The organism is Streptosporangium sp. H13245 (assembly GCF_055690525.1).
Genome location: NZ_JBSZKT010000003.1, coordinates 256,911 through 276,287, shown reverse-complemented (window position 1 = coordinate 276,287; position 19,377 = coordinate 256,911). Strand labels below are relative to the sequence as shown.

Here is a 19,377-nt window from a genome sequence, read left to right as displayed (position 1 = left end):
CCAAAGGTTCTAGGCGGCCAGGGGGTTCTAGGCGGCCAGGGATTTTAGGCGGCGAGACGTAGTGAGGCGACGGCGGCGCGGTGGTCGCTGCCCTCGGCCCGCTCGACGCCCGCCCTGGTGGCGACCATGCCCCGGTAGAGGATGTGGTCGGGGCGGGTGACGGGGAAGGACGCGGGCCAGGTGAAGCCGAACCCCGTACCGGCCTCCTGCTGGGCGTCCGACAGCGGCGGCACCAGGCCGGAGCGCTTGCGGTCGGTGGTGGCGGTGTTGAGGTCGCCGAGCAGCAGCAGGTGCTCGCTGTCGTCCCTGTCGACCATCTTGCGGGCGTAGGCGAGGGTCTCGTCGCGCTGGGCGGTCTGGCCGGGGCGGGCGGAGGCGAGGTGCATGACGTACACGGTCAGCCTGCCCTTGGGGGTGACGACCACCGCGCGCAGCGCCCGCGCCCAGTCGAGGCCGATGTCGGCCTTGCGGGCCTCGGCGATCGGGAACCGGCTCCACAGGCCGACCGTGGCGATCCGGTAGCGGTAAGGGAAGCGGTCGTTGAGGACCTTCGCCGCCGGGCCGCCGGGGGTCAGCTCCTGCACCGCGACCAGGTCGCGGTCCTTCGAGACGGACCGGATGGCGTCGGCCGAGTCGGCGTTGGTCGCGCCGACGTTGAGCGTGGCGACCGACAGGTCGCTGGGCCCGCCCGGCGGGCTGCGCAGCAGCGTCGGGCCGAACATGAGGCCCCACACGGTCGCCGGGACCAGCGCCGCGAGGATCACCTGCCACGAGCGGGTGGCCAGCGCGCAGACCAGCAGGACCGGTACGACGACCCCGAGCCACGGGAGCAGGCTCTCCAGCACGGGGGTGAGACCGCCCAGCTCGGGCAGGAGCCGGTGCCCCCCGAGCGTCAGGGCCAGCGCTCCCGCCGCCACGATGATCGACTGCCTCAGCACACCGCTCCTCGTCCACCGCCTCCGGAACGTTCCCTCCCGGCGGTCACCTGCCCCCCGGAACGCCCTGCCGGGAGTCCCCTACCCCGGAATGCGTAGGCTACCGGCCCGGTGGCGGCGGCGCGGGGCTTGGTGCTTCGGCGGTGAGTCGATAACCTTTGTCGCCGAGGCAACGGAACAACATTCGGTTCGGTCGGCACCGCGGAAGGACGATCTCACGATGCGCATCGGTATGGCCCTGAACTACTCGGGGGGCTTCAAGGAGACGGTGGCCGAGCTGGCCGACTACGAGAAGGCCGGTCTCGACATCGTCTTCGTCGCCGAGGCCTACAGCTTCGACGCGGTCAGCCAGCTGGGCTACATCGCCGCCAGGACCGAGAGGCTGCAGATCGCCTCCGGCATCCTGCCCGTCTACTCCCGCACCCCCGCCCTGCTGGCCATGACCGCCGCGGGCCTGGACTACGTCTCCGACGGCCGCTTCACCCTCGGCCTGGGCGCCTCGGGCCCCCAGGTGATCGAGGGCTTCCACGGCGTCCCGTACACCGCCCCGCTCGGCCGCACCCGCGAGGTCATCGAGATCTGCCGCCAGGTCTGGAGGCGCGAGCGCCTCACCTACGAGGGCAGGCACTACACCGTCCCGCTCCCCGCGGGCCAGGGGACCGGCCTGGGCAAGCCGCTCAAGCTCATCAACCACCCGGTCCGCGACCGCATCCCCGTCGTGGTCGCCGCCATCGGTCCCAAGAACGTCGAGCTCGCCGCCGAGCTGGCCGAGGGCTGGGAGCCGATCTTCTACGTGCCGGAGAAGGCCGCCGACGTGTGGGGCGCCTCCCTGGCGGCGGGCAGGGCGAAGCGGGACCCGGCGCTGGGCGAGCTGGACGTGATCGCCCAGGCCTCGCTCGCCATCGGCGACGACGTCTCCGGCTGGCTGGAGCTGGGCCGCCCGATAGCGGCCCTCTACATCGGCGGGATGGGCGCCAAGGGCAAGAACTTCTACAACGACCTCGCCCGCAGGTACGGCTACGAGAAGGAGGCCGAGCAGATCCAGAACCTCTACCTGGACGGCAAGAAGGACGAGGCCGCCGCGCTCGTGCCGTACGAGCTGCTGGAGAAGATGTCCCTGATCGGCCCCGAGGGACACGTCCGCGAGCGCTTGCGGGCCATGCGCGAGTCGGGCGTCACGACGATCAACGTCGCCCCGCTGGCCGGCACCCACGAGGAGCGCGTCCGGCTCATCGAGAAGGTCAGGGAACTCGCCTCCTGACCTTCCCGGCGAGCTGAAGCGGCCTCGCGACCGGGGCCGTTCCCGTCGGCTTCCGTCGGCGGGCGGGTACGGCCACGGTGGAGACATCGGTCAAACCGGTCAATAGCATGCGTACATGACCATCACCCACGCCTGGCGCCGCGCGAACCTCGCGGCCCTGCTGCCCGCTCACGAGGCGGACGCGATCCTGGTCACCAACGGTGTGAACGTGCGCTACCTGACCGGCCTGGCCAGCTCCAACGCGGCCGTCCTGGTCAGGGCGGACGGCTCCGCCACGCTGGCCACCGACTCCCGCTACATCGGGGCCGCCCGGCGCGTCTGCGACGGCGTCGAGGTGATCGAGGAGTCCGACGTCGCCGGGGCCCTGCTGCCCGGGACCGGCCGGACGGGCATCGAGGCCGACCACATGTCCGTCGCCGGATACTTCCGGCTGGACGGGAGCCCCCTGCGCCTGTCCGGGGTGGTGGAGGCGGTACGCATGGTCAAGGACGACGCCGAGATCGACCTCGTCCGTACCGCGTGCGAGCTCACCGACCGGGCCTTCGCCGAGGTCCTGCCCGAGCTGCGCCCCGGCCTGACCGAGAAGGAGGTCGCCAGGGCGCTGGAACGCCACATGATCGAACTGGGCGCGGACGGGCTCGCCTTCGACTCGATCGTCGCGAGCGGGCCCAACGGCGCGATCCCGCACCACTCGCCCTCGGACCGGCCGCTGGAGCGCGGGGACCTGGTCACCATGGACTTCGGGGCGCTGTACCGGGGCTACCACGCCGACATGACCAGGACCGTGGCGATCGGCGAGCCCGCCGGGTGGCAGCGCGAGCTGTACGACCTGGTCCGCGCCGCCCAGCGCGCGGGCAGCCTGGCCGCGCGGGTCGGCGCGGCGCTCCACGAGGTGGACGCCGCCGCCCGCGACCTGATCGGGGAGGCGGGGTACGGGGAGTTCTTCAAGCACGGCCTCGGCCACGGCGTCGGGCTGCAGATCCACGAGGTGCCGTTCCTGTCCCCGAGAAAGCCGGAGGGCTCCCGGGAAGAACCCGGGGAGTCCCCGGAGGACCGGGAAGACTCCCCGAAGCTGGAACGATCTTCACGAAAGCCGGAGCGCGACCATGGGCACGCTAGACTTGAGGATCGAGTTCCGGTGACCGTCGAACCCGGGGTTTACCTTCCCGGCAGGGGCGGCGTCCGCATCGAGGACACGCTCGTGGCGCGCGATGGCGGGCCGGAACTTCTCACACGGACGACCAAAGAGCTGCTCGTCCTCTAAGAGCGGCCGTACGCAGGAGAAACTAGTGGCGACGACGAACGACCTCAAGAACGGCCTGGTGCTCAAGCTCGACGGCGGTGAGCTCTGGGCGGTCGTGGAGTTCCAGCACGTCAAGCCCGGCAAGGGCGGCGCGTTCGTCCGCACCAAGCTCAAGAACGTGCTATCGGGCAAGGTCGTCGACAAGACCTTCAACGCGGGCGTCAAGGTCGAGGTGGCCAACGTCGACAAGCGCGAGATGCAGTTCTCCTACATGGACGGTGACGACTACGTCTTCATGGACACCGAGAACTACGACATGCTCCACGTCACCAGGGTGGCGGTCGGCGACTCGGCCAACTACCTGCTGGAGAACATGCTGGCCACCGTGGCGATCAACGAGGGCAACGTCCTCTACGTCGACCTGCCCGCGGCCGTCGAGCTGCTCGTCGCCGAGACCGAGCCCGGCCTCCAGGGCGACCGCTCCACCGGCGGCACCAAGCCCGCCAAGCTGGAGACCGGTGCCGAGATCAAGGTGCCGCTCTTCATCACCACCGGCGAGAAGGTCAAGGTCGACACCCGCACCGGCGATTATCTCGGCCGCGCCTGATGTCGGCACGGGGTAAGGCGCGCAGGCGCGCGCTGGACATCCTCTTCGAGGCCGAGGCACGCGGCGAGGACCCGCTCAGCGTCCTCGCCGAGCGCCTTGAGCGGGCCGAGCCGCCCGTGAACGAGTACACCACCACGATCGTCGAGGGCGTGTGCAGGCACCGGTCGCGCATCGACGAGCTGATCACCACCTACTCGGAGGGCTGGACGCTCGACCGCATGCCCGCCGTCGACCGCAACCTCCTGCGCGGCGGCACCTACGAGCTGCTGTGGATGCCCGACGTCCCCGAGGGCGTCGTCATCAGCGAGTGGGTCAGCCTGGCCTCGGAGCTGTCGACCGACGAGTCGCCGCAGTTCGTCAACGGCCTGATGGCCCGTTTCAAGCAGCTCAAGCCGTCCCTGGCGCTCTAGCCGTCCCCACGGGGAGCCCGGATCTCCGGTCTCCCCGCCCGGCGTACGGTGCGAGGGGCCCGGCGCGTCTCCGCCCGGGGCGTCCCCTTTCCTCCGGGCTTGCCCGGGGGGCCCATCCGCGTCCGGAAAAAGACTCGATCAAGCGGGAGTATGAATAGTCCTTGGACCGCGCCGGGGGACACGCGGCGTAGGCTGGGCTCGTCACCGTTTGAGGAGGCGATCTGAAGTTGCACGCCGTAGGCATCTCACGGCAGCCCGGCACCCCCGCGGTCCGCACAGCGGTCGTGTGGGACGTCCTGAGTGCCGTGCTGGCCGAGCGGGTGGCCGCGACAGGCCGTGAGCGGCTCGACATCGTCGACGCCGGGGGAGGGACGGGCGGTTTCGCCGTCCCCCTGGCCGGTCTGGGGCACGCCGTGACGGTCGTCGACCCCAGCCCCGACTCGCTCGCCGCGCTGGAGCGCCGCGCGGCGGAGGCGGGGGTGGAGGTGCGCGCCCTGCAGGGCGACGCCGCGGACCTGGGGGAGCTGCTCCCCACCGGAGGCGCCGACCTGGTGCTCTGCCACAGCGTGCTGGAGTACGTGGAGGACCCGGCCGGTGCGGTGAAGGCCATGGCGGGCCTGCTGCGCGAGGGCGGCGTGATCAGTGTGCTCGCCGCCAACCCGCTCGCCGCAGCGCTGCACCGCTCCATCGCCGGCAGGTTCGACGAGGCCCTCCAGGTCCTGGACGACCCCGAGGGCCGCTGGGGCGACCGCGACCCCACGCCCAGGCGTTTCACCCGCGAGGCCCTGGAGCGGCTTCTCAGCGTGACGGGCTTCGCGCCCGGTGAGGTGCACGGCGTGCGGGTCTTCGCCGACCTGGTGCCCAGCAGGCTGCTCGACGGCGAGCCCGGAGCCGCCCGCGCGCTGGTCGCCCTGGAGCAGGCCGCGGCGGCGCACCCGGTGCTCCGCGACATCGCGACCCAACTGCACGTCCTTGGCCACCGGTGAGCGCCGCGTCGAACGCGTGTTCCCGTAGGATGGCGGCGTGTCGAGAAAGCAGCAGATACCGCGCCCGGGTTCCGAACTGGGGACGGACGACACCGGCTGCCCGATCCTCCACGTCGACATGGACGCCTTCTACGCGGGCGTCGAGCTGCGCGACCGTCCCGACCTCCGGGGCCGCCCCGTCATCATCGGCGCGCCCGGGGCGCGCGGGGTGGTGCTCAGCGCCACCTACGAGGCCCGGAGATTCGGGGTGCACTCGGCCATGCCCATGACCCGGGCCCGAAGGCTCTGCCCCCAGGCTGTGATCATCCCGCCGAGCCGGGGCAAGTACGCGGAGGTCTCCCGGCGCGTCATGGAGATCTTCCAGACCTTCACCCCCGAGGTCGAGCCGATCGCCTCCGACGAGGCGTTCCTCGACGTCGGCGGGGCGCGCAAGCGTCTCGGCCCCCCGGCGGCGATCGCCCGGATGATCCGCGAGCAGGTCGTGCGCGAGCAGGGCGTCACCTGCTCCGTCGGGGTCGCCAACAGCAAGTTCGTGGCGAAGCTCGCCTCCCAGCACTGCAAGCCCGACGGCCTGTTCGTGGTGCCCGCCGACCGGGTGGTCGACTTCCTGCACCCGCTGCCCGTGGCGGCCCTGTGGGGCGTCGGGGAGCGCACCGAGCGGTCACTGGCCCGCCTGGGCGTCAGGACCGTCGGCGACCTCGCCAGGGTCCCGCTGGACACCCTCCAGCGCGATCTGGGCCAGGCGGCGGGCACGCACCTGGCGGCCCTCGCCTGGGGGCGCGACGAACGCCCGGTGACCCCGGACGTCCCCGACAAGAGCATCGGCGCCGAAGAGACTTTCGCCACAGACGTCGCCGACCCCGTGGAGATCCGCAGGGAGCTGCTCCGGCTCTCGGAGCGGGTCGCCGCCAGGCTCAGGCGCGGGGGCAGCGTCGGCCGTACGGTCAGCGTCAAGCTCCGCCGCGCCGACTTCACCACCCTCTCCCGGTCCCGGAGCCTGCGCGAGCCCACCGACGTCGCCAAGATCCTGTACGACGTCTCCTGCGCCCTCTACACCGCCTCCGGCCTGGAGAACGAGCACCTGAGGCTGGTCGGCGTACGAGTGGAGAACCTCAGCCCGGCGGCCGGGGCGACCCGGCAGCTCGGCCTCGGGGAGCGCGAGACGGGCTGGCGGGAGGCCGAGCGGGCGATGGACAGGGCGGCCCGGAGATTCGGTCAGGATGCGGTCCTTCCGGCCTCCCTGGTTCGCCCTCCGTTTGATGGAATAGATCCATGACGCCGCCTCCGGTTTGGACTACGTTGGACGTTTTCTTTCGTCTACGTCTACAGCCTCGTATTCTGGGGATAACCGACCGCGAGGTTCGGACACCCCGTGTCGTCCGTCACCGTCTTCCCCGTCCTGGGGCTGTCCTTGGGAGGCGCCGTGCCGCTCTCTGAGCACGAGCAGCGCTTGCTCGACCAGATCGAGCAGGCCCTCTACGCCGAGGACCCGAAGTGGGCCAATACCGTCAGGATCAGTGATCCCCGCAGCCACTACAGGCGCCGCCTGGTGAAGGCCTCCATCGGCTTCATCCTGGGTGTCGTCCTGCTGATGGTCGGCGTCGTGATCATCAACATCCCGCTCGGCGTCGGCGGTTTCGTGGTCATGCTCGCCGCGTGTCTGTGGGGTCTGTCCAGCTGGAAGCGGATGAACGGGTTCGGTGAGGCCAACGCGGCCGCGCCGTCCGATCAGCCGCGAGGCAAGGCGGGGCGCCGTTCCGGCTCCCGCCAGAGCTTCATGGAACGCATGGAGGAGCGCTGGCGCCGTCGCCACGACGAGCGCTAGCCCGGCAGGGGTCCGCCGCCGTCCACGGCGGATCTCCCTGACGATCCCCCCATGACGACGAGGGTCACTCCCGCTGTGGGAGCGGCCCCGTCATCCGCGTCATTCACCGGGTCCGTCCCTCGCGTGCCCCGCCGATGATCGAGGTTCGCCGCTCCGCGCCCCCCAAAGGCCGGAAGAGCCGGAGGGCCCGGAGGCGTCACCTCCCTCGGCGACCGGACGCGCGACGGTCCGGAAACGCCCCGTCCTACGATGATCGAACGCGCGACTGGCCCGGTAGTGCCCCGTCCTACGGTGATCGGACGCGCGACGGTACGGAAATGTCCCGTCCTACGGTGACCAGATGCGCGACCGGCCCGGTAGTGCCCCGTCCTACGGTGACCAGATGCGCGACGGCCCGGAAGTGTCCCGTTCCCCGGTGATCGGGACGCGTTGTCGCGCGTCCCGATCACCGGGGGCGCTCAGGCGCCCTTCCTGACCGGCCTGCGGAGCCGGATGTTCTCCAGCCGGTCGAAACCGTCCAGCACCCGCCCGCCCATCGCCCGCATCCGCAGGAGCGTGGAGGGCGGCAGCAGCACCGCCCTGATCCGCCTGCCGCGGGTCACGGTGGCCGCCAGCGCCCGCCGTACGCTCCGCATGTCCTCGCGCAGGGTGCCGATCTCGCCGGTGGTCCTGGCGTAGAGCATCCGCTCCACCGCCGAGGCGATCCGGGCCAGCGCGGCGGCGGCCTCCGGCTCGAACACGTACTGCTCCGCCAGCCGTTTGGCCAGCGCGCGCGGGCTCTCGCTCGCCTGCCGTGACATCCCGTAGTCGCACAGGGCGTCGTCGAGCTCGGCCCACGCGGCGGTCACCGCGGGCTCCCAGCGGATCCCCCTGACCGCCGTGGGGGAGGTGGTGCCTGCCCGTCTCTCGCCCGCCGGGTCCCCGGCCGGCCGGGAGTAGGACCTGCCCCGGCGGACCCGCAGCTGCCAGCGGACCAGCCCGGGGATGAGCGCGACCAGCAGCGCGATCGCGACCCCGATGCCGATCTGCGCGGCCAGCGGCATTCCCTCGTCCACCGGGGTCAGCACGCCGCCGAACTCCCTGTCGAGCATCTCGTTGCGGCGGTCGTTCGCCGCCCCGGTGGGCGAGTCGGAGCCGGTGGGGTCCGACGACGGTGCCGCGCTCGGCTCGTCGGGGGTGGCCGGTGCCGCCTCGGGGCGGGTGTAGGACGGCACCGTCGCGCTGCCCTGGCCCGCCCCGCCCGCCGGGGTGGGCTCGAAGCGGAGCCACCCGGTGCCCTCGAAGTACAGCTCGGGCCAGGCGTGCGAGTCGTGGGTGCGCACCTGCCACCCGTCGGAGGTGACGCTGCCCCCGGTGTAGCCGATCGCGACCCGGGACGGGATGCCCAGGACGCGCGCCAGCACCGCCATGGAGGCGGCGAACTGCTCGCAGTAGCCGGTCCTGTTGCGGATCAGGAAGTCCGTCAGCGCCGGGCCGTCGTGCCCCTGGGTGGCCAGGCTGTAGGCGAACCCGCCGCTCTTGGTGAAGAACTCCTGCAGCTGGATCGCCTGCTCGTACGCGCTCGCCCCCCGCTCGGTCTCGTCGAGGGCGAGCTTCCTGATCTCGTCCGGCAGGTTGTCCGGCAGCGCCAGGTAGCGTTCCCTGATCGCCGTGACGGGCGGGGGCGCCGCCTTGAGCCTGTCCGCCGTGGGCTCGGGCTCGGCGGTGACGGCCTGGTACGTCAGGCCCCCGGCGGTGTTCCGCGTGGAGAAGACCATGAGCGTGTCGCGGTCGGGCCGCCAGTCGCCCGTCACCGTGACCTTGGACACCGGGTAGGGCAGGGGCAGGAAGCTCAGCCTCCTGACCTGGTCGCTCACCGTGACGGTGACGTTCGCGGGGGTGACGGGCACGCTCGTGGCCTGGCCGGGCGGCGGTGGCATCGGCGCGTCGGAGGTCCGGTCCTCAGGACGGCCCCTGGGCTCCGACATCGTCCACTGCTCGCCGTCGAAGATGTCGAGCGAGTACATCCTCAGGTAGCGCGCGGTGCTGTCGCTGGCCTTGTAGGTCAGGACGGTGGAGTTCTCCGGCAGCGACAGCTGGCCGCGCAGGTTCACCATGGGGTTCGGGATGCTGATCGAGTTGCCGCCGCCCCTGCCGTTGCCCACGCCGAACCCGAACAGCGGGTCGGGCTCCAGGGTGGGCAGCAACGCGGGCAGCAGGACGGCCAGCGCGATCGCGGTGAAGCCGATGCGCTTGCCGGAGAGCCGCAGCGCCCCGCTGTCGGAGGGGGTGGGCCGGGTGACCGTGAAGGACGAGGTGCGGCGCACCAGCACCGCGCGGCCCCAGTGGCTGACCCGCTCCCGCCCGTCGGCAACGAGGATCCCCAGGTAGCCCAGGGCCCCGATGATGAACGCCGGCCAGCTGATCGGCTCGGCCACCACCGCCGCCGGGACCGTGAACAGCGCCAGCAGCGGCAGCCCGGCGAGCGCCGCCTTACGCAGCCGCGCGGCCAGCAGGTCCACGAGGACGGCGATCAGGCCGACGCCGCCGCAGGTGAGCAGGACGATGCCGGTGCTGTCGGGCACGGGGGCGGCGAACCGCTGGATGTCGGCGAAGCCCGTCACCAGCAGCCTGTCCAGCCTGGCGAGCGAGTCCCAGGTGGGGAACACCCTCGCCCACGCCTCGTCCCCGGCGAACGCCGCCGTCAGGTAGAGGAACACCGCGAGCACCTGCGCGGGCGACGCCAGCCAGCCGGGCAGCGTGTAGTGACCGGCCAGCATGCCGATCCCGGTCACGATCAGGATGGCGCCCAGGCTCGACCAGAACCAGGTGCCGCCCTGGAAGAGCGGATAGAGCGCGATCGCGACCGCTCCCGTGGCCACGCCCGACGCGATGGGAAGTCTCATGAGCCACCCCTGCTCGCCGCGAACCGTCCGCGCTCCGCGGCCTCCTGCCACACGTTCGCGACGGAGCCGCCGGCGGGCAGCCGCACGACGCGCCAGCCCGTCCCGGTGAACACCGATCGCGCCGCCTGGAACTCCTCGTCCTCGTCCAGCTCGGGATTCTCCCAACCGGCCACGTCCAGCATCACGGCCACGCCGGTCACATTGCCGTGCCTGGCCCTGGCCAGCTCCTGGGCCTGGTCGAGGTCCATCTTGCCGAGCACGGCCACGATCAGGCCGTCGCCGCCGCCCTGCCGCAGCGCGCCGACGCCGTACTCCAGCGACCGCGCCGTGCTGGCCCGTACGACGGCCAGGGTGTCCAGCAGCGACAGGCTCAGCCCGCTGTCGGTGAGGTGCTCGGCCCCCTGGTCGGTGACCAGGCGCAGGCCGAGGCCCTCGTGGGCGAGGTGCACGCCGATGGAGGCCGCGGCCGAGACCGCCGCCTCGAACGACGAGCGCGGGCCCTCGCCCCGGTGGGCGTAGCGCCGGGTGTCCAGCAGCAGAGCCCCCCTGCTCTGCCACTGCTGCTCCTCGCGCCGCACCATCAGCTCGCCGTGCCTGGCGGTCGAGCGCCAGTGCACCCGCCGCAGGTCGTCGCCCTGCCGGTACTCGCGCGGCGCGACGTCGTCGTCCCCCGCCGCCGCCACGCTTCTCGTACGGCTGTCGCCCCCGCCCGTCCACTCACCGGCCAGCCGGACGTGCGGCAGCGCCACCACCTGGGGCGTCACCATCAGCGTGTCGCTGATGGTGAACGACCTGGTCAGCTCGACCAGGCCGAAAGGGTCGCTGATCCGGATGGAGAGCGGCCCGATGGCGAAGCGTCCGCGCAGGTCGGAGCGGACCCGGTAGTCGATCTCCCGGATGCCCTGCGCCTCCACCCGGTCCAGGACGAACCGGGGCCGGGCGCCGAGGGCGTAGGGAACGGTGTCCTCGATCATCAGCAGGCCGGTCGGCAGCCGGGTGACGTTCTCCAGCCGCAGCGTCACGGTGGCCTCGCTGCCCACCTCGGCCCTGGGCGGGTCCAGGCGCCGGGCGCAGCTCAGCCGGTAACGGGTGCGGGCGACCACCATGGCCGCCAGCAGCGGCAGCGAGATGACCAGCACGCCGATCCTGAGCAGGTCGTGCTCGCCGAGGATGAAGGCGCACAGCAGCGCCGCGACGCCGGACGCGAGGAAGGACCGGCCGCGGGCGGTGAGCGCCTTGAGGCCGGAGGTCACCGGGCCTGTGCCTCGGGTACGGGTACCCGGCGGACCAGGTCGGCGATCACCTGCTCGGGCGGGCGGCGCTGCCCCTGGGCCTCGATGCTGGGCAGCAGCCGGTGCGCCAGGACGGGGACGCACAGCTCCTGCAGGTCGTCGGGGATGACGTAGTCGCGGCCCGCGAGCGCGGCGTGCGCCCGCGCGGCCCTGACCAGCTGCAGGGTCGAACGGGGGGAGGCGCCCAGCCGCAGGTCGGGGGACTGCCGGGTGGCGGTCACCAGGTCGATCGCGTACTTCTTGATCGGCTGGGAGACGTAGACCCCGCGCACCGCCTCGATCAGCGCCTTCACCTCCTCGGTGGTGGCCACCGGCTCCAGCTTGTCCAGCGGGGAGGCGGCGCCGTGCACGTCGAGCATCTCCAGCTCCGCGGAGGGGGCGGGATACCCCATCGCGATCCTGGCGGTGAACCGGTCGCGCTGCGCCTCGGGGAGGGGGTAGGTGCCCTCCATCTCGATCGGGTTCTGGGTCGCGATCACCATGAAGGGGGAGTCCAGCCGGTAGGTCGCGCCGTCGACGGTGACCTGGTGCTCCTCCATGCACTCCAGCAGCGCCGACTGGGTCTTCGGCGACGCCCGGTTGATCTCGTCACCCACCACGATGTTGGCGAAGACCGGGCCGGGCTTGAACTCGAACTCCCTGCTCTGCTGGTTGTAGGCGCTCACTCCGGTGATGTCGCTCGGCAGCAGGTCGGGAGTGAACTGCACGCGGCGCACCGGGCAGTCGATGGACCGCGCCAGCGCCTTGGCGAGCATAGTCTTGCCGACTCCGGGTACGTCCTCGATGAGGAGATGCCCCTCGGCGAGTAGTACGGTCAAGGTCAGGCGGACGACGTCGCTCTTGCCCTCGATCACCGATTCGATCGACTGGCGGATCCGGTGCGCGGTGGCAACAAGATCATCGAGCTGTGGTGAGACGTCATGGGTTACTGCCACCAGGCCTCCATGAGGGTGCGGCGGTTGCGCGCCGGGGGGTTGCCGTTGCGGAATCTTTGCGATCCCGTAACTCATTCTGCTTACCGACACTACGGCGCCATGCGTTCCCACGGCGACTTTATGCGGTCATCAGGGCTGATTCCGGGTAAACAGCCATAGTGTGCGTCGTGGCCGTCGCGATCCTGTACGAGTGGCGTGCCGATCCTGTGACGATGCGGGTTCCCCACCTTCCCGCATTCTTCACCGCCCTCCGGTTTATTTCATGATCTTTAGTCTATTCGGCGGCCTTACCCGACACGCCCAGGGCGTATGAGGGGCCGCTTACCCCCTCCACTCCGCACCACCCCATTTGAACTGGGGAAATGTCGTCGAAACCCGTCGTGAAGAGGCGTGGAATCAGTTGACGGTGGAGAGAAGTGGAGTATGGTGGTGCGCAGTGGAGGGCAGGGCTGCGACGCCTGGCGCTCCGCTGGGCACGGGAGGTGAGGCCGGTGTTCCTCGGCACTCACCATCCGCGTCTCGATGACAAGGGACGGCTGTTCCTGCCGGCGAAGTACCGCGAGGAGCTGGCGGAGGGTCTGGTGATCACCAAAGGCCAGGAGCGCTGCCTCTACGTCTTTCCCGTAGAGGAGTTCCAGCGCATAACCGAGGCTCTGCGCACCGCGCCGGTGACCGCCAAGGCGGTCCGTGACTACAGCCGTGTCCTCTTCGCCAGCGCATCCGACGAGGTCGCCGACAAGCAGGGCCGGATCACCGTGCCACAGGCTCTGCGCGAGTACGCCAGCCTACGCCGCGACTGCGTGGTCATCGGGGCCAACACCCGGCTGGAGATCTGGGCCGCGGACGCCTGGAGCGCCTATCTGGCCGACCAAGAGCAGGCTTTTGCCGATCTGTCGGAGGAGGTGCTGCCAGGGATTCTGTGACTCCACGGTCGACTCATCGGTAACACGTCGTTCGGCGAGGTCTCCACCCGCAACCACCTGCCCGTCAGCTGATGCACCTTCCCCGGTGTCAGGTGACGGGTGGACACGCGGGTGCGGATGGGGACCTGGCCGGACGGCCCCGGGGGTGGGGGCCAGTTTTCAAGACACCGGTGAGCGTCCGCCGCACGTCCACGGGACGAGGCGGGAAAGAGGGGGGTTGCGCTTCATGCGCGCCGAGAACCACAACCATGATCTCCAGGCACCTGGGGGTCACGTCCCCGTCATGCTCGACCGGGTGCTGGAGTTGCTCGCTCCGGCGCTGGCCCGCCCCGCTCCCGTGCTCGTCGACGCCAACCTCGGCCTCGGCGGCCACGCCGAGGCCCTGCTGGCCGCGCATCCCGCGCTCCACCTGATCGGGATCGACCGCGACCCCACCGCCATCGAACGCTCCACCGCCAGGCTCGCCCCGTACGCCGACCGGATCACGCTGGTCCGCGCGGTCTCCGACGAGCTTCCCGGGGTGCTGGCCGAGTTGGGCCGTCCCCGCGTCGACGCCGCGCTGTTCGACCTGGGCGTCTCCTCCCCGCAGCTGGACGAGGCGGAGCGCGGTTTCGCCTACTCCTACGACGCGCCGCTGGACATGCGGATGGACCGCGACGAGGAGCTGACGGCCGAGGTCGTGGTCAACACCTACCCGGCCGCCGAGCTGATCCGGATCCTGCGGGATTACGGAGAAGAACGATTCGCCCCGCGTGTCGCGCACTTAATCCTCAAGGAAAGGGCCAGAGAGGCCATAACGTCTACCAAGCGGCTTGCGGAGATCGTCAGGACGGCGATCCCGGCCGCTACGCGCAGGACCGGGGGCAACCCCGCCAAAAGGACTTTTCAGGCGTTGCGGATCGAGGTGAACGCGGAGTTGACGGCGCTGGAACGCGCGCTCCCAGCCGCGCTCGACGCATTGACGCTGGGCGGGCGCGTCGTCGTGCTCGCGTACCACTCCCTTGAGGACCGGCTGACGAAGCAGGTCATCACCGCGCGGACCAGGGACACCGGACCTCCCGGACTCCCCGTCCCGCTGCCGGCTCACCAGCCGCGGTTCGCGCTCCTGACCAGGGGAGCCGAGCTTCCGAGCGAAGAGGAGGTGGCCCGCAACCCGCGGGCGGCCTCCGCCCGGTGTCGGGCGGCAGAGAGGATCCGTGAGGCAGTTGACGAGGAGTGAGACAGACGTCCGACGCGCCGCGCCCAGCCGCGGCGCGCGCCCTGTGCGCGTCCCCCGCGCGGTGCCGCAGGGATACGGGACCAAGCCGGCCAGGCCCGTGCCCGCCGCCGCTCCGGCCGCGCAGGTCAAGGCGCCCGCCGCGCCCCGCCGCGCCCGGCCGCCGAGGGCTCCCTTCCTGCTGCTCGTGGTCGGCCTGCTCTGCGGCGGCCTGGTCAGCCTGCTGCTGCTGAACGCCGTGCTCGCCCAGGACTCCTTCAGGGCCAACGGGCTGCGCAAGGAGATCGGCGACCTGCGCATCGCGAAGGAGGGCAAGGAGAGCGCCATCATGCGGCAGGAGATGCCCGGGTCGCTCGCCAGGAACAACGAGCTCCAGGGGCTGGGGCCCGACTGGGACACCGCGCGTGTCATCGACCCCGACAAGCCCGCCGTTGGGGTCGCCGGTGACGTCCAGACGCCCGCGGGGCAGGAGCGAGTGCCGGGCACGGGCCGGTGAGGGAGACCGGGGGCCCGGGGCCGGGCCAGGGCCGGGGCGGTTCCTCGGGCGGACCGGCCGGAGGCTCGGGCCGCCGCTCTCCCGGTGGCCCCGGCCGTACGGCCAGGCCGGGTGGTTCCCCCTCCCCGGACGTTCCCGGAAAGCCGCGCAGGCCGGGGTCCGGCGACGCCGGGCCCTCCGGCGCTCCCGGCGTGCCCGACGGCCCCCAGGGGCCTGCCTTCCCGCGCAGGCCCCCGACCCCGGGCAAGCCGGGTTCCGGCCGCGCTGGTTCCTCCGGCGGGGCACGGGACACCGACGGGACGGGCAGGTCCGGCTCGCCGGGCAGGCCGTCCGGTTCCGGCCGCGCGGGCTCGTCCGGCAGGGGTGGTTCTCCCGTCGCGGGGCAGGGCGCGGAGGGCAGGCCCGGGTCTTCCAAGGGGCGGCCGTCGTCCGCCGACGGTCCCGGTAAGGGGCAGGGGGCCGGGCGGCCGGGCAGGCCGGGTTCCGCCGCGAGGCCGCCCGCTGCGGGCGGTTCCGGCAGGGGAGCCGCTCCCGGTGGCTCCGGGAGAACGTCCGTTCCCGGTGGTTCCGGGAGGGCGGGCTCGTCCGGCAGGCCATCGGCCCCGGAGGGCTCCAACAGGCCCGACAAATCTGACAAATACGACAAATCGCCTAAGGCTGGTAGGCCGGGCTCCCCGGCGAGGCCGTCGGCCACCGGCCCGTCCGGCAGGCCGGGTCCCACCGGCAGGCCCGGTTCCGGCGCGCGACCGCCCGCCCCCGACGGGCCAGGCAGGCAGGGACGGCCAGGGAGCGCCGCCCCCGGCGGCCCCGGCCCGTCCGGCAGGTCCGGCCGCCCCGAGGCGCCGCGCAGGTCCCCGGGTCCCGAGGCGCCGCGCGGGCCGGTGCGGTCCTCGCGGGCGGAGGGGCCGCCTGACCCGCTGGGCTGGGTGCGGTCCGTGTCGAGGCGCGGGGGCGAGCGGCCCGCAGACCACGAGCACACCCGCATGACGCCGCGCGGCGGCGGTGGCGGCAGGCCGCCGAGGCCCCCGGCGCGCCCGTCCGCGGTGCTGCGCCTGGGCAACCCGCGCAGGCGCATCGGCATCGGCCTGATGGCGATGACCTTCGTGCTGTCCATCTTCGCGGGGCGGCTCATCCAGCTCCAGGGCCTCGACTCGAAGGTCTACACGGCGGAGGCGGCCAAGCAGCGCATACAGGGTGAGAAGCTGCCCGCCAGGCGGGGGTCGATCACCGACGTCAACGGTCACGAGCTCGCGCTGACCCTGGAGGCCCGCGAGATCTTCGTGGACCCGTCCGAGGTCTCCGCCGCCCAGCGCGACCGGGTGGCCACGATCCTGGCCAAGGAGCTGGGCACGCCCAAGGAGCCGATCGCCGCCAAGCTCGCCCAGGGCACCAGCCACTACCAGCAGCTCGCCGCCGCCGTCGACCCGGCGCTCGCCCAGCGGATCATGGCGTACGACCTCAAGGGCGTCGGCAGCAAGCACCGCTACCGGCGCGACTACCCCGGCGGTGACCTGGCGGGCACGCTGCTGGGGTTCGTCGGCACCGACGGCACGGGACTGGCCGGGCTGGAGAGCACCTACGACAAGCTGCTCGCGGGCCGCGACGGCGAGCAGGTCATCGAGACGGGCGCCAGGGGGCAGCGCATCCCGATGACCCGCAGCACCGTCCGGGCGCCCGTCGAGGGCAGGGACGTGCGGCTCACCATCGACCGCGACGTCCAGTGGGCGGCGCAGAAGGCGATCAGCGAGCAGGTCAGGGCGACCGGGGCGCGCACCGGCAGCGCCATCGTGATGGACGTGCGGACCGGCCGGGTGGTCGCGATGGCCAACGCGCCCGAGCTCGACCTGAAGAACTGGATGAACTCCCCCGGCGCCGACCGGGTCAACCGGTCGGTCACGGACGTGTTCGAGCCGGGCAGCACCAACAAGGTCATCACCGCCGCGGCGGCCCTGGAGTCGGGGGCCGTGCGGCCGGAGAGCCTGTTCACGGTCGCCGACGAGATCAGGTGCGCCGACCGGGTGCTGAAGGACTCCCATCCCCACCCCACCGAGCGCCTGACCTTCTCCGGCATCGTGGCGACCTCCAGCAACGTGGGCACGATCCTCGCCACCCAGAAGATCGGCGACGAGAAGCTCCACTCGATGCTGCAGCGCTTCGGGTTCGGCGCGAAGCCCGGCACCGGGCTGCCGGGGGAGGAGGCCGGGCTGCTGCCCGACTGGAAGAGCTGGTCGGGCAGCCAGCGCTGCACGATCGCGTACGGGCAGGGGGTCTCGGTGACGGCGCTCCAGACCGCCAGCGTGTACCAGACCATCGCCAACGGCGGGGTGCGCGTCACCCCGCAGATCGTGGCAGGCACCACCGGGGAGAACGGCGCGTTCACACCGTCCCGGCCGGGCAAGCAGACCCGGGTGGTCGGCGAGCGCACGGCGCGGGAGGTCGCCACCATGCTGGAGGCCGCGGTGAGCGAGGAGGGCACCGGCAACCTCGCCGCGATCGACGGCTACCGGGTGGCGGGCAAGACGGGTACCGCGATGCGCTACGACACCAGATGTCAGGGCTACTGCGGATACACCGCGACATTTGTTGGTTTCGCTCCTGCGGACAAGCCCCGCCTGGTCGTCCTGGCGGTCCTCCAGGACCCCCAGGAGGGCCACTACGGTGGGGAGATCGCCGCCCCGGTCTTCAAGAAGGTGATGACGTTCGCGTTGAAGAGCGGGAAGATCCCGCCGACCGGAACCCGGCCCTCCCCGGTGCGGATACGCGCCGGAGAGTGACGAGTGAAGGTACGCTCTCGCCGTGCGTCCCCCGTCGTCAATGCGACCCTCAACCAGTTCACCCCGTCCGCTCTCGGGGCTGGCGAGCCTCATCGGCGCGCCCTCGGGCACGTCGCGAGCCCCGCTTGCCGCGGTGTCCGGGATCACCATCGACTCGCGCCAGGTGTGCCGGGGAGATCTCTACGTCGCGCTGCCCGGGGCCAGGGCCCACGGCGCCGACTTCTCCGCCCAGGCCCTCGCCGCGGGCGCCAGCGCGATCCTGACCGACGAGGCGGGCAGGCGGGCCGCGGTCGCGACCGGCCTCCCGGTCCTCGTCGTGCCCAATCCGCGCGGCCTGCTCGGGCAGGTCTCCGCCTGGGTGTACGGCAACCCCGTGGCGGACGTCATGGTCGTCGGGGTCACCGGCACCAGCGGCAAGTCCACCGTCACCTTCATGCTGGAGGCCGGGCTGCGGGCCGCCGGGCACAGTCCCGGGCTCATCGGGGGCGTGGAGATCCACGCCGGTGAGCTGAGCTTCGCGCCGAAGCTCACCACGCCCGAGGCCAGCGACCTGCAGGGCCTGTTCGCCCTGATGCGCGAGCGGGGCGTCACCGCCGCGGCGATGGAGGTCTCCAGCCACGCGCTGGCGCTCGGCCGGGTCGACGGGGTGTTCTACGACGTGGCGCTGTTCACCAACCTGTCGCAGGACCACCTCGACTTCCACCGCGACCTCGACGACTACTTCGCGACGAAGGCCCGGCTGTTCACCCCCGAGATGAGCCGCGTGGGGGTCGTCAACCTCGACGACGCCCACGGGCGGGAGCTCGCCGTCATCGCGAAGATCCCGATGACCACCTTCTCCGCCGAGGGCGCCCCCGAGGCCGACTGGCGGGCCGTGGACGTACGGCTGGGCCCCGAGGGCAGCGCTTTCACGGTCGTGGGGCCCGGGGGCGTCGAGGAGCCCGCGTCGGTCGCCCTGCCGGGGCCCTTCAACGTGGCCAACGCCCTGGGCGCGATCGTCGCGCTGGTGGAGGCGGGCGTGCCGCTGCGGGCCGCGGTGGCGGGCGTCGGTACGCTGGCGGGGGTTCCCGGCCGGATGGAGCGGGTTCCCGGCGGCGAGGACTTCCAGGCCATCGTCGACTACTCGCACAAGCCCGGCGCGATCGAGTCGGTCCTGCGCTCGCTGCGCGAGGTCACCGCGGGCAGGCTCGTCGTCGTGCTCGGCTGTGGAGGTGACCGTGATCGTGGTAAACGCCCAATGATGGGAGAAGCCGCCGCAAGGCTGGCAGATGTGGCTATTCTCACCAGCGACAACCCCCGCTCTGAGGACCCCCTGCGGATCCTCGCGGAGATGATGGACGGAGTTCTCGGCGTGTCCCAGGACGGGCGCGCACATGTGATCATTGAGCCGGACCGCGCCGCGGCCATCGACCTGGCCATCGGCCGGGCGGGTCTCGGTGACGTCGTCGTCGTGGCCGGCAAGGGCCACGAGCAGGGTCAGTACGTCGGCGACCAGGTGCTTCCTTTCGACGACAGGCAGGTCGTGGCCGACGCGATCGTCAGGCGCAGGAACCGCACCGGGCGCCGAAGCACGTATGGAGAGTAGGGAA

At 71.9% G+C, this 19,377-nt stretch carries 16 protein-coding genes; 12 read left to right on the top strand and 4 right to left on the bottom strand.

The annotated features are described in order from the left end of the window. Positions 1 to 44: 44 nt before the first annotated feature. Entirely contained in the window at positions 45 to 938 is an 894-nt protein-coding gene (locus ACW9TB_RS08105) for an endonuclease/exonuclease/phosphatase family protein (protein ID WP_472747304.1), read from the bottom strand. 217 nt (positions 939 to 1,155) lie between these two features. On the opposite strand from ACW9TB_RS08105, the gene ACW9TB_RS08100 reads away from it, so the two are divergent. From ACW9TB_RS08100 to ACW9TB_RS08070, 7 genes are all read left to right on the top strand, one after another. Then, complete coding sequence (locus ACW9TB_RS08100) at positions 1,156 to 2,196, top strand: LLM class F420-dependent oxidoreductase (protein WP_472747303.1); 1,041 nt, start codon at positions 1,156 to 1,158, stop codon at positions 2,194 to 2,196. 115 nt (positions 2,197 to 2,311) lie between these two features. Further along, on the top strand, positions 2,312 to 3,460 hold the full coding sequence (locus ACW9TB_RS08095; protein ID WP_472747302.1) for a M24 family metallopeptidase: 1,149 nt from the start codon (positions 2,312 to 2,314) through the stop codon (positions 3,458 to 3,460). 25 nt (positions 3,461 to 3,485) lie between these two features. Then, the gene (efp, locus tag ACW9TB_RS08090) at positions 3,486 to 4,046 is read left to right on the top strand and encodes an elongation factor P (RefSeq protein WP_472747301.1); all 561 of its coding nucleotides are present in this window, start codon (positions 3,486 to 3,488) and stop codon (positions 4,044 to 4,046) included. Next, positions 4,046 to 4,456 (top strand): transcription antitermination factor NusB, encoded by a 411-nt coding sequence (gene nusB, locus ACW9TB_RS08085; protein ID WP_344916277.1) that lies wholly within the window; start codon positions 4,046 to 4,048, stop codon positions 4,454 to 4,456. Before efp ends, nusB begins: the two co-directional genes overlap by 1 nt. A 227-nt stretch (positions 4,457 to 4,683) precedes the next feature. Continuing rightward, on the top strand, positions 4,684 to 5,442 hold the full coding sequence (locus tag ACW9TB_RS08080; protein WP_472747300.1) for a class I SAM-dependent methyltransferase: 759 nt from the start codon (positions 4,684 to 4,686) through the stop codon (positions 5,440 to 5,442). Between the two features lie 37 nt (positions 5,443 to 5,479). After that, entirely contained in the window at positions 5,480 to 6,718 is a 1,239-nt protein-coding gene (locus ACW9TB_RS08075; protein ID WP_472747299.1) for a DNA polymerase IV, read from the top strand. A 147-nt stretch (positions 6,719 to 6,865) separates the two neighbouring features. Next, entirely contained in the window at positions 6,866 to 7,267 is a 402-nt protein-coding gene (locus tag ACW9TB_RS08070) for a DUF3040 domain-containing protein (RefSeq protein WP_472747585.1), read from the top strand. A 458-nt stretch (positions 7,268 to 7,725) separates the two neighbouring features. Here ACW9TB_RS08070 and ACW9TB_RS08065 read toward each other — a convergent pair whose 3' ends face one another. The 3 genes from ACW9TB_RS08065 to ACW9TB_RS08055 are packed head-to-tail and all read right to left on the bottom strand — an operon-like array spanning position 7,726 to position 12,379. Next, positions 7,726 to 10,152, bottom strand: coding sequence for a transglutaminase TgpA family protein (locus ACW9TB_RS08065; protein WP_472747298.1), 2,427 nt, complete (start codon positions 10,150 to 10,152; stop codon positions 7,726 to 7,728). Then, positions 10,149 to 11,405 carry a DUF58 domain-containing protein gene (locus ACW9TB_RS08060; RefSeq protein WP_472747297.1) on the bottom strand — a complete coding sequence of 419 codons (1,257 nt, stop codon included), beginning with the start codon at positions 11,403 to 11,405 and terminating at the stop codon, positions 10,149 to 10,151. The genes ACW9TB_RS08065 and ACW9TB_RS08060 overlap by 4 nt, the downstream gene beginning before the upstream one ends. Beyond that, positions 11,402 to 12,379 (bottom strand): AAA family ATPase, encoded by a 978-nt coding sequence (locus ACW9TB_RS08055; RefSeq protein ID WP_472747296.1) that lies wholly within the window; start codon positions 12,377 to 12,379, stop codon positions 11,402 to 11,404. Before ACW9TB_RS08055 ends, ACW9TB_RS08060 begins: the two co-directional genes overlap by 4 nt. Before the next feature lie 491 nt (positions 12,380 to 12,870). Between ACW9TB_RS08055 and mraZ the strand changes: the two genes are divergently transcribed. From mraZ to ACW9TB_RS08030, 5 genes are all read left to right on the top strand, one after another. Then, positions 12,871 to 13,302, top strand: a complete 432-nt coding sequence (gene mraZ / locus ACW9TB_RS08050; protein WP_344747384.1) for a division/cell wall cluster transcriptional repressor MraZ — start codon at positions 12,871 to 12,873, stop codon at positions 13,300 to 13,302. Between the two features lie 226 nt (positions 13,303 to 13,528). Further along, positions 13,529 to 14,521 (top strand): 16S rRNA (cytosine(1402)-N(4))-methyltransferase RsmH, encoded by a 993-nt coding sequence (gene rsmH, locus ACW9TB_RS08045; RefSeq protein WP_472747295.1) that lies wholly within the window; start codon positions 13,529 to 13,531, stop codon positions 14,519 to 14,521. Positions 14,522 to 14,564: 43 nt separating this feature from the next. Then, positions 14,565 to 15,014, top strand: a complete 450-nt coding sequence (locus tag ACW9TB_RS08040) for a hypothetical protein (protein WP_472747294.1) — start codon at positions 14,565 to 14,567, stop codon at positions 15,012 to 15,014. A 1,043-nt stretch (positions 15,015 to 16,057) separates the two neighbouring features. Then, complete coding sequence (locus ACW9TB_RS08035) at positions 16,058 to 17,788, top strand: peptidoglycan D,D-transpeptidase FtsI family protein (protein WP_472747584.1); 1,731 nt, start codon at positions 16,058 to 16,060, stop codon at positions 17,786 to 17,788. 40 nt (positions 17,789 to 17,828) lie between these two features. After that, on the top strand, positions 17,829 to 19,373 hold the full coding sequence (locus tag ACW9TB_RS08030) for a UDP-N-acetylmuramoyl-L-alanyl-D-glutamate--2,6-diaminopimelate ligase (RefSeq protein ID WP_472747293.1): 1,545 nt from the start codon (positions 17,829 to 17,831) through the stop codon (positions 19,371 to 19,373). Positions 19,374 to 19,377: the final 4 nt, after the last annotated feature.